This window comes from Ferrimonas marina, from assembly GCF_900129905.1.
GTDB classification, from domain to species: domain Bacteria; phylum Pseudomonadota; class Gammaproteobacteria; order Enterobacterales; family Shewanellaceae; genus Ferrimonas; species Ferrimonas marina.
In genome coordinates this window covers 14,294-27,048 of record NZ_FQXG01000009.1, presented here as the reverse complement: position 1 = coordinate 27,048, position 12,755 = coordinate 14,294, and the positions used below count along the sequence as shown (strand labels likewise).

The 12,755-nt window shown below is 60.5% G+C and carries 14 protein-coding genes; 4 read left to right on the top strand and 10 right to left on the bottom strand.

Features of this window, described 5'->3' with window-relative positions; genetic code table 11:
* Positions 1 to 58: 58 nt before the first annotated feature.
* The 6 genes from nadA to astE form a co-directional block, all read right to left on the bottom strand.
* Positions 59 to 1,123 (bottom strand): quinolinate synthase NadA, encoded by a 1,065-nt coding sequence (gene nadA / locus BUC04_RS19640; protein WP_067665915.1) that lies wholly within the window; start codon positions 1,121 to 1,123, stop codon positions 59 to 61.
* A 58-nt stretch (positions 1,124 to 1,181) separates the two neighbouring features.
* Positions 1,182 to 1,376: a hypothetical protein gene (locus BUC04_RS23760; RefSeq protein WP_143165805.1), complete on the bottom strand. Its 195-nt coding sequence runs from the start codon at positions 1,374 to 1,376 to the stop codon at positions 1,182 to 1,184.
* A 100-nt stretch (positions 1,377 to 1,476) separates the two neighbouring features.
* Positions 1,477 to 3,078: a dihydrolipoyllysine-residue acetyltransferase gene (locus BUC04_RS19635; RefSeq protein WP_067665918.1), complete on the bottom strand. Its 1,602-nt coding sequence runs from the start codon at positions 3,076 to 3,078 to the stop codon at positions 1,477 to 1,479.
* A gap of 9 nt (positions 3,079 to 3,087) precedes the next feature.
* Positions 3,088 to 4,065, bottom strand: coding sequence for an alpha-ketoacid dehydrogenase subunit beta (locus BUC04_RS19630; RefSeq protein ID WP_067665921.1), 978 nt, complete (start codon positions 4,063 to 4,065; stop codon positions 3,088 to 3,090).
* 1 nt (position 4,066) lies between these two features.
* Complete coding sequence (locus tag BUC04_RS19625) at positions 4,067 to 5,248, bottom strand: thiamine pyrophosphate-dependent dehydrogenase E1 component subunit alpha (protein ID WP_067665924.1); 1,182 nt, start codon at positions 5,246 to 5,248, stop codon at positions 4,067 to 4,069.
* A gap of 170 nt (positions 5,249 to 5,418) precedes the next feature.
* Positions 5,419 to 6,426 carry a succinylglutamate desuccinylase gene (astE, locus tag BUC04_RS19620; protein WP_073326103.1) on the bottom strand — a complete coding sequence of 336 codons (1,008 nt, stop codon included), beginning with the start codon at positions 6,424 to 6,426 and terminating at the stop codon, positions 5,419 to 5,421.
* 140 nt (positions 6,427 to 6,566) lie between these two features.
* Here astE and msrA point away from each other — a divergent pair, with 140 nt between their 5' ends.
* The gene (msrA, locus tag BUC04_RS19615) at positions 6,567 to 7,049 is read left to right on the top strand and encodes a peptide-methionine (S)-S-oxide reductase MsrA (RefSeq protein WP_067665927.1); all 483 of its coding nucleotides are present in this window, start codon (positions 6,567 to 6,569) and stop codon (positions 7,047 to 7,049) included.
* A 56-nt stretch (positions 7,050 to 7,105) separates the two neighbouring features.
* Here msrA and ylqF read toward each other — a convergent pair whose 3' ends face one another.
* The 4 genes from ylqF to seqA form a co-directional block, all read right to left on the bottom strand.
* Positions 7,106 to 8,035 carry a ribosome biogenesis GTPase YlqF gene (gene ylqF / locus BUC04_RS19610; protein WP_067665930.1) on the bottom strand — a complete coding sequence of 310 codons (930 nt, stop codon included), beginning with the start codon at positions 8,033 to 8,035 and terminating at the stop codon, positions 7,106 to 7,108.
* A gap of 118 nt (positions 8,036 to 8,153) precedes the next feature.
* Positions 8,154 to 8,669, bottom strand: coding sequence for a GNAT family N-acetyltransferase (locus tag BUC04_RS19605; RefSeq protein WP_143165804.1), 516 nt, complete (start codon positions 8,667 to 8,669; stop codon positions 8,154 to 8,156).
* Positions 8,670 to 8,993: 324 nt separating this feature from the next.
* Positions 8,994 to 10,634 carry a phosphoglucomutase (alpha-D-glucose-1,6-bisphosphate-dependent) gene (gene pgm, locus BUC04_RS19600; RefSeq protein ID WP_067665936.1) on the bottom strand — a complete coding sequence of 547 codons (1,641 nt, stop codon included), beginning with the start codon at positions 10,632 to 10,634 and terminating at the stop codon, positions 8,994 to 8,996.
* A 27-nt stretch (positions 10,635 to 10,661) separates the two neighbouring features.
* Positions 10,662 to 11,231: a replication initiation negative regulator SeqA gene (seqA, locus tag BUC04_RS19595; RefSeq protein WP_067665939.1), complete on the bottom strand. Its 570-nt coding sequence runs from the start codon at positions 11,229 to 11,231 to the stop codon at positions 10,662 to 10,664.
* A gap of 139 nt (positions 11,232 to 11,370) precedes the next feature.
* On the opposite strand from seqA, the gene BUC04_RS19590 reads away from it, so the two are divergent.
* The 3 genes from BUC04_RS19590 to ybfE are packed head-to-tail and all read left to right on the top strand — an operon-like array spanning position 11,371 to position 12,725.
* Positions 11,371 to 12,165: an alpha/beta fold hydrolase gene (locus BUC04_RS19590; RefSeq protein WP_067665942.1), complete on the top strand. Its 795-nt coding sequence runs from the start codon at positions 11,371 to 11,373 to the stop codon at positions 12,163 to 12,165.
* A 38-nt stretch (positions 12,166 to 12,203) separates the two neighbouring features.
* Positions 12,204 to 12,425 carry a DUF2788 domain-containing protein gene (locus tag BUC04_RS19585; protein ID WP_067665944.1) on the top strand — a complete coding sequence of 74 codons (222 nt, stop codon included), beginning with the start codon at positions 12,204 to 12,206 and terminating at the stop codon, positions 12,423 to 12,425.
* 12 nt (positions 12,426 to 12,437) lie between these two features.
* The gene (ybfE, locus tag BUC04_RS19580) at positions 12,438 to 12,725 is read left to right on the top strand and encodes a LexA regulated protein (protein WP_067665947.1); all 288 of its coding nucleotides are present in this window, start codon (positions 12,438 to 12,440) and stop codon (positions 12,723 to 12,725) included.
* Positions 12,726 to 12,755: the final 30 nt, after the last annotated feature.

Sequence of the window (12,755 nt, the reverse complement as noted above, 5' to 3'; positions counted from 1 at the left end):
CTTCCCCCAAAACAAAAAAAGCGCCGCAATTGCGACGCTTCAAAGTATAGAGTGCGGCTTAGGCGTTGCCTTTTACCTTCATCTTCAACTCGGCGGCAAAATCCAGCATCCGGTTGAGCGGGATCATCGCGCGCTTGGCCAGATCCGGGTCTACGAACACCTCGTGGCCGGCGGTATCTTCTGTGGTCAGGGCCTGCTCAATCGCGGCCAGACCGTTCATTGCCATCCAGGGGCAGTGAGCACAGCTACGGCAGGTGGCGCCGTTGCCACCGGTGGGTGCCTCAATAAAGGTCTTTTCCGGAGACAGCTGCTGCATCTTGTAGAAGATCCCCTTATCGGTGGCGACGATGAAGGTATCGTTGTCCATCTCCTGGCTGGCTTTGATCAGCTGCGAGGTCGATCCCACGGCATCGGCCACGTCCACCACCGACTGCGGGGACTCCGGGTGCACCAGCACCGCCGCATTGGGATTCTGCGCCTTCAGATCCAGCAGAGCGCGGGCCTTGAACTCATCATGGACCACACAGGCCCCTTGCCACATCAGCATGTCGGCACCGGTTTGCTTGGCGATGTAGCTGCCCAGGTGGCGATCCGGCCCCCACAGGATGGGGCGCCCCTCGCTATCCAGGTGCTCAACGATCTCCAGTGCGATACTGGAGGTCACCACCCAGTCAGCACGGGCTTTGACTTCCGCCGAGGTGTTGGCGTACACCACCACGGTGTGATCAGGGTGGGCATCACAAAACGCAGAGAACTGGTCAGCCGGGCAGCCCAGATCCAGGGAGCAGGTGGCCTCCAGCGTCGGCATCAGTACCCGCTTCTCCGGGGTCAGGGTCTTTGCCGTCTCCCCCATAAAGCGCACGCCAGCCACCACCAGGGTGGAGGCGGGGTGGTCGTTACCAAAGCGCGCCATCTCCAACGAGTCCGCTACGCAGCCGCCGGTCTCTTCCGCCAGCGCCTGGATCTCAGGATCGGTGTAATAGTGGGCAACCAAGACCGCGTCCTTCTCCTTAAGAAGACGCTTAATCCGTTCTTTATATTCCGCTTTTTCCTGCTCGGTCAGAGGCAGGGGCTTGGGCGGAAAAGGGTAATGCAAGTCGTCTACGACGGGGGCTTCAATCATTTCGCTGTCAGGCCTCTACTACTAGTCCCTGCCATTATACAGACACCCTAGTCCGAGGTTAACCACCCACGCGACGGGCTTTGCCAGAACGCAGTAAACCCCACCATCCGTGTCCGCTGATCTGTCTCAGCCAGGGATCCGCACTGAGCACGACTCCCATCAGCAGCAGCCAGGGTGCGCCGGGAATATTGCCTCCGACCACCCCGACCAGGCCCACCACGTTCAATCCCGTTGCCAGCAGCATAAGCCACATCGTCCTTACCCCTTGTAAGATTCTGTATTCCCAACCTAACCAGCCCGGCGAAAAGAAACAAGGCGCCGGTAAAGGCGCCTTGTGGGTGTAGAGCTGAAGATCAGCGCAGGTGCATCAGCATCCGCTCCGGTTTCTCCAACAAGGCGCGCCAGTGGTTACAGAAACGCGCCATGGTGGCCCCATCGATCACCCGATGATCGCCAGACCAGCTGATCTGCATCAGGGTGCGGGCCTCCACTTCACCATCAGCGTTGAAACGCGGCAGGGTCTGCAGCTTGCCCAGTGCCACGATCGCCACCTCCGGCGCATTGATGATGGGGGTCGCCACCGTGCCGCCGATGGCACCAATGTTGGAGATGGAGATGGTGCCGCCGGACAGATCCGAGGCGGCCACCCGGCCGTCGCGGGCCTGCTCAATCAGCTGGTTTACCCCTTGCGCCACCTCCAGCAGGGAGCGCTGCTCCACGCCCTTGATGTTGGGCACCATCAGTCCCAGTTTGCCGTCCACCGCCAGACCGATGTTGTGCTCCGGCAGGTAGGTCAACTCGGTGCAGTCCGCATTCACCCGGCTGTTCAGCCGTGGGAAGGCCGTCAGGGCCATCGACAGCGACTTGATGAAGAAGGGCATCAAGCTCAGCTTCACCCCCTGCTGCTCATACTCGCCTTTAAGCGACTGACGCAGTGCCACCAGTTCGGTCAGGTCGAACTCATCGCAGTAGGTAAAGTGGGGAATGGTCTGAACCGAATGGGTCATCTGCTTGGCCATGGCAGCAGCGACACCGCGGATCGGTTCAACCCGGGCGCCAGCCTGCTCTGCCACCGGCGCAGCAACGGGCTGAGAAGCACGCTGCGGCTCAACCGGTGCGTTGCTGGATTGGGCCAGGAAGTGGTGCACATCCTCTTTCAGCACCCGGCCATTCTTGCCACTGCCGGGTACCTGGGATAGATCCAGGTCATGCTCGCGAGCCAAGCGACGTACCGCCGGGCTGGCCAGAGCCTTGCCAGGGGCCGCCGCCGATACGGCAGTCGCTGCCTGGCTATTATTGCCAGCGGCACTGGATGCAGTGGCGGCGCTAATCGGGGTGGGGCTGACCGGGGCAGCATCTGGCTGCGCGGTCGTTTGCTGTGCGGTTTGAGGGACGCTGCTGGCCACCGACAGGGCGAACAGCGGCTCATGCACCCGGGCGATCTCCCCCTTCTGGTAATAAAGCTTGCTGATCACCCCCGCTTCCTTGGCCGGGATCTGCACCAGGGCCTTGTCGGTCATCACATCGCAGATGGGCTGATCTTCCTCAACCTGGTCGCCCTCGGCCACCAGCCACTCCACCAGCTCACACTCGACGATGCCCTCACCAATGTCCGGTAAGATAAAGTCCTGGCTGACCATCCCCTGGCTGGGTACCTCTGCAGCCGGCATGGGCGTTTCGGTTGCAGCAGCAGGTGCGTCCGCTGCGGCCGTCGTGCCCTCCAGTTCTACCTGGAATAGCGGGGCATGCACCTTGGCGATCTCGCCCTTGTTGTAGTAAAGCTTGGTGACCCGGCCCTGGTATGGAGCGGGGATCTGTACCAGCGCCTTATCCGTCATCACATCGGCCACCGGCTGGTCTTCGGCGATGTCATCGCCCTCGCCCACCAGCCATTCCACCAGCTCACATTCCACCACGCCCTCCCCGATATCGGGAAGAATAAAGTCCTTTAACATGGCCGCTCCTTAAAACTGTACGCTGGCCACGATGGCCTCGTAGATCTTGTGTTCATTGGCCATGTGTTCCTGCTCCAGGGCCAAGGGATAGGGGGTATCCAGACCGCAGACACGGGCAATGGGCGACTCCAGGTAGAGGAAGCAGCGATCACCGATGGTGGCGGCGATCTCACCGGCAAAGCCGCCGGTCAGTGGCGCCTCGTGGCTGATCAGCAGCCGGCCGGTCTTTTCCACCGAGGCGGCGACGCTATCCACATCCCAGGGCAGCAGAGTACGCAGATCGATCACTTCACACTGGATCCCCTGTTTTGCGGCACGTTCCGCCGCCTTCAGGATCAGCTCCAGCTGCGCACCCCAGCCGACCAGGGTGATGTCCGACCCTTCGCGGATCAGCTCCGCCTTGGACAGCGGCAGCTCGTAATCCTCCTCCGGTACCTCACCCACAGAGGCACGGTAAAGCCGCTTGGGCTCCATAAAGATCACCGGGTTATCGTCACGGATGGACGCCAGCAGCAAGCCTTTGGCCTGGTAAGGGTCTCGCGGGATCACCACCTTGAGCCCCGGAGTCCCGGTAAAGTAGGCCTCAGGCGACTGGGAGTGGTAGTGGCCGCCGGCGATGCCACCGCCGTAGGGGGTACGGATGGTCAAACCGCCCACATCGAACTCGTTGCCGCTGCGGTAGCGGAACTTAGCGGTCTCGTTGACGATCTGATCAAACGCCGGAAAGATGTAATCGGCGAACTGGATCTCCGCCACCGGTCGCATCCCCTGGGCTGCCAGGCCATTAGCAAAGCCGACGATGCCCTGCTCGGTCAGCGGCGTATTGAAACAGCGATCTTTACCAAAGGTCTCCTGCAGCTTGGCGGTGGCACGGAATACCCCACCAAAGTGACCGACATCCTCGCCAAACACCAGTACCCGCTCATCGTTGCTCATCGCCTGATGCAGCGCCTGGTTGATCGCTTGCAGCATGTTCATCTGTGCCATCTTACTGCTCCCTGCCGGCGGTGATGGGGTAATGCTCCGGGTAGCGGCGAACCTGCTGCTGAACCTCATCGAGCTGCTGTTGCAGGTGCTCCGGCACCTGGTCATAGACGTCGGTCACCAAGGTGTCCAGAGCCGGCTTGGCCAGCTTCTCTGCCACCTTCACCGCAGCCAGGACCTCATCGCGGTAGGCTTGATAGAGCGCCTCATCTTCCCCCTCGCTCCACCATTGCTGGGCCAGCAGCCACAGCTTGAAGCGACGCACCGGGTCATGCTCCTGCCAGCGGGCCTCCTCCTCCTTGCTGCGATAGCCACTAGGGTCATCGGAGCTGGAGTGGGCGCCCAGTCGGTAGGTCATCGCCTCAATCAGCACCGGGCAATGCTCGCGCAGGGCCACTTCGCGGGCCAGCTGGGTGGCGGCCAACACCGCCAGCATGTCGTTGCCATCCACTCGGATCGACTTGATGCCGTAGCCCAGGCCCCGCGGGGCGATGCCGTCACCGGCGTACTGCTCCGAGGTGGGGGTGGAGATGGCGTAGCCGTTGTTACGGCAGAAGAAGATTGCCGGCGCCTTGTGCACCGCCGCCATGTTCAATCCGGCATGGAAGTCGCCTTCCGACGCGGCGCCTTCACCAAAGAAGCACAAGGTGCAGCGGTCCTGCCCCTGCATCTTCTGGCCGTAGGCGTAACCCGCTGCCTGGGGGATCTGGGTGCCCAGCGGAGAGGAGATGGTCATGTAGTGCAGGGCACGGGAGCCGTAATGGATCGGCATCTGCCGCCCTTTGCCCAGATCCTTCTCATTGGAGAACATCTGGTTCATAAACTGCTCAGTGGTAAAACCGCGCCAGTGCAGCGCCGCATGCTCCCGGTACTGCGCCATGATCATATCTTCCTGCTCCAGCGCCGCGGCGGCGCCCAGCACGGCAGCCTCTTCGCCGGTACAGGTCATGTAAAAGCTGATCCGGCCCTGTCGTTGGGCCGCCAGCATCCGCTCATCGAGCACCCGGGTGAACACACAGCTGCGGTAGATCTTCAGGGCGGTGTCGCGATCCAGCGTCGGCAGGGTGGCATCGGGGTACAGGCTGCCATCTGCTTGCAGCACCTTGAGGGTAGGAATGGCACTGCCTTGGCCATCCAGCAGATGGGCCTGGTAGACCGCCTGGGGGCGGACCGTGTTGTCTGTCATCGTTGGGCTTCCTTTGCTGAAAGTCCCCGACCGAGGCCGAGGACCATTGCAGTGGACTGTTCGTTATTATCGCCTACCAAGTTACCTTTACGTAAACGACAGAACAATATGACAACCCGGTGCCGGGTCGATCGCCCAAGCGGGAGTGTATCGTCGGATTTACATGTGGCCTATTCGAATGGCTGTTCCGGCCCCACCGGCACCACGGTCAGGCAGGCGCGCTGCCCCACCGCCACCTTGGCGTTGGGAAACACAATGGCTTCCGGCTGAGCCCCCACCCGGACCGCGCGCCCGCCGTCCTGGGCCAACACGGTGCCCGGCTCAAAGGCGGTAAAATTGGCCGCATCGTCGGGAAAACAGAGAGTAAAGGCGTCACTGCCCTTGTTGATCACCTGCGCCACATCAAACACCGTGACCTGCTCCTGGGGCAGATAGGAGACCGGCCGGTCTTCGATCAGCGCCGTCAGCTGGGCCTTGAGCGCACTCAGGCGGCTGGGGTCGTTCTGACCGAAGGGGCGTACCCGACCCAGTTCCACGGTGAAGGCATCGGCACCAAAACGGTCGGAGCTGAAGTAACTGAAGGTGTGGGTCGGATCGTGTGACAGCAGGATGGTGTCCACCCCTGCCGCCCCTAAAAAGCCGATCTGCTCACGCTTCCAGGGCCGGCCATGACGGTAGGGATAGATGGCAAACTTCTCGCGCTGCGAGGCGCGGATGGCGGTGTGCAAGTCGTAGTGACAGCGACGGCCAGCGCGTATTGCAAAGAAGTCGCTGACCGCCTGCTCCAGCTCTTCGGCTCGGTCAGCTTCGCTGCCCTGGTAATCCCGATGAGCGCCGCTGAACAGACGATTGAGGTTATGCTCCAGCTCCCGTTGCCCGGCGACCATAGCGTGGGGGTTACCGAGCAGCACCAGCAATCGACAGCGACAGCGGATCGCCCCCTGCAATATCCCCTGCACCAGCGTATTGACCAGCTCAATCGGGGCGGTCTCATTGCCATGCACTCCGGCAGACAGTACCAGGTCCAGTTCACTGGGCTGGGCTGGCTCAAACCGCACGATGCCCACGCCATCGACACTGACGGTCACATCATCCGCCAGGGTAAAGCGCTCAGGCTGATCCAGTTTTCCCGGTGAAGCCAGGGTCATCGCCAGCAGGTCTTGCTCCTTTTGCAGCACGTTTATCTCCTTTACATCAATGCTGGCGCCATTGTAGCAACATGCCGGTAAAGGATGCGCTACCCCGGGTTGTCATTTCTCCGGCAATACCGTAAAGTCGCCGTATAGACATTTAGACATCCAAACATCTAGAGGTAACTATGGCCATTGCAACCTTGGGCGCCGGCTGTTTCTGGGGCGTTGAACACTTTCTTAGACAGATCGAAGGCGTCGAAGAGGTGCTGTGTGGCTACATGGGCGGCCACCTTGACCAGCCTAGTTACCAACAGGTGAAAACCGGCGAGACCGGCCATGCGGAGGTGGTGCAGATCCAGTTTGACCCGCAGCAGGTCAGCTTCGAGCAGCTGTTGGAGGTATTTTGGCAGCATCACAACCCCACCACCTTGCACCGTCAGGGCGTGGATGTGGGCAGTCAGTACCGCAGCGTGATCTTCTTCCACTCACCAGAACAGCAAGCGGAGGCGGAGCGCTCCAAGCAGCAGGCGGGACAGCAGGGGTATTGGGCGGGTAAGACCATCGTCACCGAGATCGCTCCGGCGCAACGCTTCTGGCTGGCGGAGGAGTACCACCAAAACTACCTGGCCAAGAACGAGCAGCCCAGCTGCCACCTGCCCTTCTACTAACCAGCGACAGACACAAAAAAACCGGGCCAGGCCCGGTTTTGTTTGAACTCATCGACTTAGCGCTTGCGCGAGCCCTTGTTCTTTTGCTCCAGCTTGGCCGCTTTCTCCGCCTCGGCCTTGGCCCGGGCGATCTCCAGCTCGGCCATCTCCTTATCCCGCATCTCCGGCGTCTCCAGGGTAATCCCCCCCAGAATGCCACTGCGCAATTCGTTGATCAGCAGGCTGCCAAACTTGGCGTAGTCCACCTGGTTGCCCGAGCGGACGCAGCCACGCTTACGACCGGCCGCCTCCATAAACTGCCAATCCTCTTCCGGCAACGCATCCAGCTTGTAGCGCTCCATCAGGCGGTCTGGGTAAGCCTGCATCAGGTACTCGGAGACGTAGCTGCCGAGGTCTTCATAGTCCACCACGGTGTCGCGAATGGCCGCAATCGCCGCCAGGCGGTAGCCGTAGTGCTCGTTCTCCAGCTTCGGCCACAGCATTCCCGGGGTGTCATAGAGCATGATCCCCTGCTCCAGCTTGATCCGCTGCTGTGCCTTAGTGACCGCCGGCTCGTTACCGGTCTTGGCCACCACGCGCTTGGCCAGGGTGTTGATCAGGGTAGACTTGCCCACGTTGGGGATCCCCATGATCATCGCCTTGATCTGTTTATCCTGGCCCACCTTGTTGGGCACCATCTTGTGGCACAGCTCAACGATCTTGTGCACCTGACTGGCCTTGTCCTGGTCAAAAGCCAGGGTCTTAACCCCCTGCTCCTGCTCCAGGTAACTCATCCAGCTTTCGGTCATCTCGGCATCGGCCAGATCCGCCTTGTTGAGGATCTTGATCACCGGCTTATCGCCACGGAGCTTGGCCACCATGGGGTTTTCACTGCTGAAGGGCACCCGTGCATCAAGCACCTCGATGATGACGTCCATCTGCGGCATCACCTCTTTGATCTCCCGCCGGGCTTTGTTCATGTGGCCCGGAAACCATTGCAGTGCCATGGCACCTCCTCTACTTGCTGCTTTGGCGGCGAAGTGTAACGGGTATGGCGGGGAAATTCATGAGGTTTGTGCAGGGGCGAGCCTGCCAGGTGTCGGCCAAATCGTTAGCCGGTTGGGATCAGTCTGCCATGGCCGGTGAGGGGCAAGCGGCTGCCAGCTCCACCACCTTGTGTCCATCGACTTCTCCGCAGCAGACAAAGCCCACGCTGGTGAACAGGGAGCTTTCACAGGGGAAACCTTGGGGCACCACAATCTGCAGTGAGGTGGTGCCATGGTGCTGTTGAAACTGATGACTCCAGGCTCGCAAAAACTCGCTGCCCAGGCCGCGGCCGCGCTGTTCCGGTTCCAATATCATCTCGATCTGAAAGCGAGATGCGGTACAAGGCCAGCTGAACAGCGCGCCGATAGGGTCTCCCCCCTGCCCCAGTGCCACCAACAGGTAGGCTCCCGCCGGCAGATCCAGTAGGCGATCGCTCATGGTCTGGAGGTTCTGGGTTTCAAACAGGGTCATCAAACGCTGGGTGGCATCCGGATCGGCATGAGACAGCAAAGCCCCCAGCCAGCCGATGTCTTCCTCGGCGCAGCTTCGGATCAGCAAATTTGGCGTGCTGAAAAACACATGAGTTCGGCGCATTGTCATCCCTGTCCCCCGACTGAGTGAATACGGGTAATGCCCGGGATTCCTGCCCAGGCCATGCATTGAGATTATCCGTTGATGCAAACTGCATCAACACACCAACGCCTTGATTACACTTGGATAATATTCTCGTAATCTCAGCTCGCCACGAATCTTGCCGTGTAAACCCCACGGTTCACACCCAGCCCAGCAGATTGCCCTGACAGAACCGGCATAAACGGCGAATAACTGCACAGCGAGCAGGAAAAGAAAAAGAGGTAAATTTGATACATATGTACAAAAAACCCCGCACAAGGCGGGGCTTTAACAGAGTGAACGGGCTTATCCCTGGGTTACCTGGTCCACCAACTGCTGGGCGTCCGCCAACAACTGTTCCAGGTGCGCCTCACTCAGGCTGCTTTCCGCATAGATCTTGTAGATCGCCTCGGTACCGGAGGGGCGAGCAGCAAACCAGCCATGCTCAGCACACACCTTTACCCCGCCGATGGCAGCGCCATTACCCGGCGCATGAGTCATGACCGCCGTAATGGGCTCGCCGGCCAGCACATCGCTGCGCACAGCGTCGGCATTGAGCTGCTTCAGCGCTTGCTTGACCTTGTCATTGGCCGGGGCATCGATGCGGCGGTAGTGGTGAGTACCAAAGTCTGCTTCCAGTGCGCGGTAGTGGGCTGCCGGGGACTTCCCGGTCACCGCCAGGATCTCCGCCGCCAGCATGCACAGGATAAAGCCGTCCTTGTCGGTGGAGAAGGCGTGCCCCTGCTGATCCAGGAAACTTGCACCGGCGCTCTCCTCGCCGCCAAACGCCAGCTCGCCCCGGCTCATACCGTCAACGAACCATTTGAAGCCCACTGGCACCTCCATCAAGGTGCGCTGGTGGCGAGACACCACCTTATCGATCATGGCGCTGGACACCAGGGTCTTGCCCACGGCCCACTCGGGTTGCCAGTGGGGGCGATGGCCCAGCAGGTAGTTGATGGCCACGGCCAGGAAGTGGTTGGGGTTCATCAACCCGCCATCCTGGCAGACGATGCCGTGACGGTCAGCGTCCGGATCATTGGCCAGAGCCAGGTCGAAGCGCTCCTTCAGTGCCAGCAGCGGGCTCATTGCCGCGGCCGAGGAGCAATCCATCCGAATGGCGCCGTCCTTATCCAGTGCCATAAAGCCAAAGGCCGCATCGACCCGATCATTGGTCACCGTCAGATCCAGTTCATAGCGCTGGGCGATGCGAGACCAGACTGAAACCGCCGCGCCGCCCATGGGGTCGACTCCAAGGCGCAGGCCGGCCTTACGGATGGCGTCCAGATCCACCACCTTGGCCAGCCCCTCGATGTAGCGGCCAATCAGGTCGCACTCTTCGATCAGCCCGGTGGCCTTGGCCACATCCATGCCAATGCGACGCACCCCGTGCAGGTTATCAGCCAGGTAGCGATTGGCCCGCTCGGCGATAAAGTCGGTGATCTGGGTGTCCGCCGGCCCACCGTGGGGTGGGTTGTACTTGATGCCGCCATCCTGCGGTGGATTGTGGCTTGGGGTCAGGATCAGGCCATCGGCCTGGGCCTCGGCTTGGCGATTGTGTTCGATAACGTTGTAGGACAGCACCGGCGTGGGCAAAAAGCCCCGGTCGCGCTGGACCTGTACCGCGACACCATTGGCCGTTAGCACCTCCAGCGCCGAGTAGAAGGCGGGCTGACTCAGGGCGTGAGTGTCAAAGCCCAGGATCAGCGGACCATGGATCCCCGCCTGCTGACGGTAGTCCACCACCGCCTGAACGATGGCGTGGATATGGCACTGGTTGAAGCTGCGCTTCAGGGCCGAGCCGCGGTGACCAGAGGTACCGAAGCTGACCTGTTCCGACGCCTTATCCGCCCGTGGGCTGAGGGTGTAGTAGCAGCTGATCAGATGGGGAATGTCCACCAGATCCTGCGATTGTGCCGGTTGCCCGGCGCGGGGATGCATGCTCATGAGCGACCACTCTCTTCCTTGATGGCTTCAGATTCGCTGAGCGATCTGCGCTGCCAGCTCTGCCTGGCAACCCATCTCTTTCAACACTTCTTCCAGAATAGTCTGTTTTTTCTTGGTGTTGTTGTTTGCGGACACCCAGTATGGGCTGCTGCCAATCTGCTTGGGGTTGGCGGTTTTGCTGGCCTTGAGCAGGGCTTCTTTGCCGTTGGAGAAGTAGAGACGGTCACGACCGCGGATCTGCAGCACCCGGTCAAACTGACTCGGGTACTGGCGATAGACGCTGTCCAGCAGGTAGATAAAGCGACCCACCGCGCCCTTCTGCTTGTCCAGCAGATCATCCACCAGCAGCTCCTCGAAGACACCGGCTTCCGCTACGGCGGAGCGTACCGGAGCGCTGGTACGCACAGGGGCGGTCGGCTCCGCGACGGCCTTGGGCTCCAGGCTCGGTTCGCTGATGGTCTTCGGTGCCGCCGGCACCTCAGCTTGTACGGTCAGGCCCAGCAAGCGGCGCAGGATATCGGATGCGCTCTCGCCAATCCGTTGGGTGTTGCTGGCAATGTGCTGGTACAACTCATCATCGATCTCAATGTATTTCATAGGGTCTCTGGTTTCAGTTTTCCGTACTAAATCAGCGCCATTATATCGCCAGCCCCGACCGACCACCATGCCCAAACTTGCAATGGCGGTTGAGCGATTGCGACAATGCGCGCCGGTTCTCACCCCAAGGAGTAGGAGTATGCATTACCAGCTGGACGGCCAAGGCCCCTGTATCGTGCTGATACACGGGTTGTTCGGGGATCTGAACAACCTCAATGCCTGTGCCCGGGCACTGCAGGCCGCCGGATTCCAGACCCTGCGGGTCAGCCTGCGTAACCACGATGGCCAAGCCGAGCAATCCTCCATGAGCTTTGCCGAGATGGCCGCCGATCTGGAAGCGCTGCGACAACAACTGGGGATCGAGCAGTGGGGCCTGCTGGGCCACAGCCTGGGCGGTAAGGTGGCAATGACCTACGCGCAGGCAAACCCCAACCGCTGCTGGGCCCTGCTGGTGGCAGATATCGCCCCGGAGGGCTATCACCGTCGTCATGACACCATCCTGGCCGCTTTGGCCGAGCTCGACCCGGCCAACCTGAGCAATCGCAGCCAGGCTCAGCAAGCGCTGACCGCGCTGGGGATCGACAGCGCCACCACCGCTTTTTTGGCCAAGAACCTAGTCTCCCGGCCACAGGGCGGCTTTGAGCTGAAGATCCGCATCGATGCCATCCGCCGCTGCTATCCGCAGCTGATCGCAGCCATTCCTGACCAGCCGCCGTTTGAAGGGCCCACACTGTTCGTCAAGGGCGCGCTGTCAGACTACCTCACCACCGAGCACCAGGCGGGGATCCAGCGACGCTTTCCCCGGGCCAAGGCTCGAATCATTGCCGGGGCTGGTCACTGGCTGCACAGCCAGAAGGCCGAGGCCTTCAATCGCCACGCCAGCGATTTTTTTCAAGCACACACCCCGGTCGTAGCGGCCCCCCCGGGCCTGTGATATAGTGCGCCGCCACGATCAGCCAGGAAGGTAGTGTCATGATCAACGGTCAATTTGAGCAGATCGAAGCGCTGGCTTTGAACCTGTTCTTTGCCTCGATCTTTTTCTTGATCGGGATGTCCATCAGGGACGTGTTGAAACAGGGTAAAGTGCCCGCTTTTGGCCGCTTTATCGTCTGGTTAGTACTGTTTTTAGGCTGTGCCGGCTTCGTCGCCAAAGGGGTGATCCAACTCTTTTGGGAGGGAAGCGGGATCGGCTAGTGCATTAAAATAATGGCCATCGAAAAAAGCGACAGAACCACACTGGATATGTTCGCCTCAGAGAAGCGGCGCGGACGTCCCCGCACCAACCCGCTGCCTCGCGAACAACAGTTGCGCGTCAACAAACGAAATCAAATACTGAGAGATAGATCGAAAGGGCTGAAACGCATTGAGTTCAAGGTCTCTGAAGAGCTGTACAACGCCTTGAATGACAAAGCCCTGGAAAGTAACATCACCCGCAGTCAATTGATTGAGTCGATCCTGCAAGCGCAGTTTGACGTCGACTCGGAGCACCAATAAGCGGGTGCAGGTATTCACCAACAGATATAG

What these genes read in the sequence shown, in the direction of transcription:
- BUC04_RS19630 (WP_067665921.1), bottom strand. Translation starts at nt 4,065, where the DNA reads ATGGCACAGATGAACATGCTGCAAGCGATCAACCAGGCGCTGCATCAG.
- BUC04_RS19605 (WP_143165804.1), bottom strand. Translation starts at nt 8,669, where the DNA reads ATGCGCCGAACTCATGTGTTTTTCAGCACGCCAAATTTGCTGATCCGA.
- seqA (WP_067665939.1), bottom strand. Translation starts at nt 11,231, where the DNA reads ATGAAATACATTGAGATCGATGATGAGTTGTACCAGCACATTGCCAGC.
- BUC04_RS19590 (WP_067665942.1), top strand. Translation starts at nt 11,371, where the DNA reads ATGCATTACCAGCTGGACGGCCAAGGCCCCTGTATCGTGCTGATACAC.
- BUC04_RS19635 (WP_067665918.1), bottom strand. Translation starts at nt 3,078, where the DNA reads ATGTTAAAGGACTTTATTCTTCCCGATATCGGGGAGGGCGTGGTGGAA.
- pgm (WP_067665936.1), bottom strand. Translation starts at nt 10,634, where the DNA reads ATGAGCATGCATCCCCGCGCCGGGCAACCGGCACAATCGCAGGATCTG.
- msrA (WP_067665927.1), top strand. Translation starts at nt 6,567, where the DNA reads ATGGCCATTGCAACCTTGGGCGCCGGCTGTTTCTGGGGCGTTGAACAC.
- ylqF (WP_067665930.1), bottom strand. Translation starts at nt 8,035, where the DNA reads ATGGCACTGCAATGGTTTCCGGGCCACATGAACAAAGCCCGGCGGGAG.
- BUC04_RS19625 (WP_067665924.1), bottom strand. Translation starts at nt 5,248, where the DNA reads ATGACAGACAACACGGTCCGCCCCCAGGCGGTCTACCAGGCCCATCTG.
- BUC04_RS19585 (WP_067665944.1), top strand. Translation starts at nt 12,204, where the DNA reads ATGATCAACGGTCAATTTGAGCAGATCGAAGCGCTGGCTTTGAACCTG.
- nadA (WP_067665915.1), bottom strand. Translation starts at nt 1,123, where the DNA reads ATGATTGAAGCCCCCGTCGTAGACGACTTGCATTACCCTTTTCCGCCC.
- ybfE (WP_067665947.1), top strand. Translation starts at nt 12,438, where the DNA reads ATGGCCATCGAAAAAAGCGACAGAACCACACTGGATATGTTCGCCTCA.
- BUC04_RS23760 (WP_143165805.1), bottom strand. Translation starts at nt 1,376, where the DNA reads ATGTGGCTTATGCTGCTGGCAACGGGATTGAACGTGGTGGGCCTGGTC.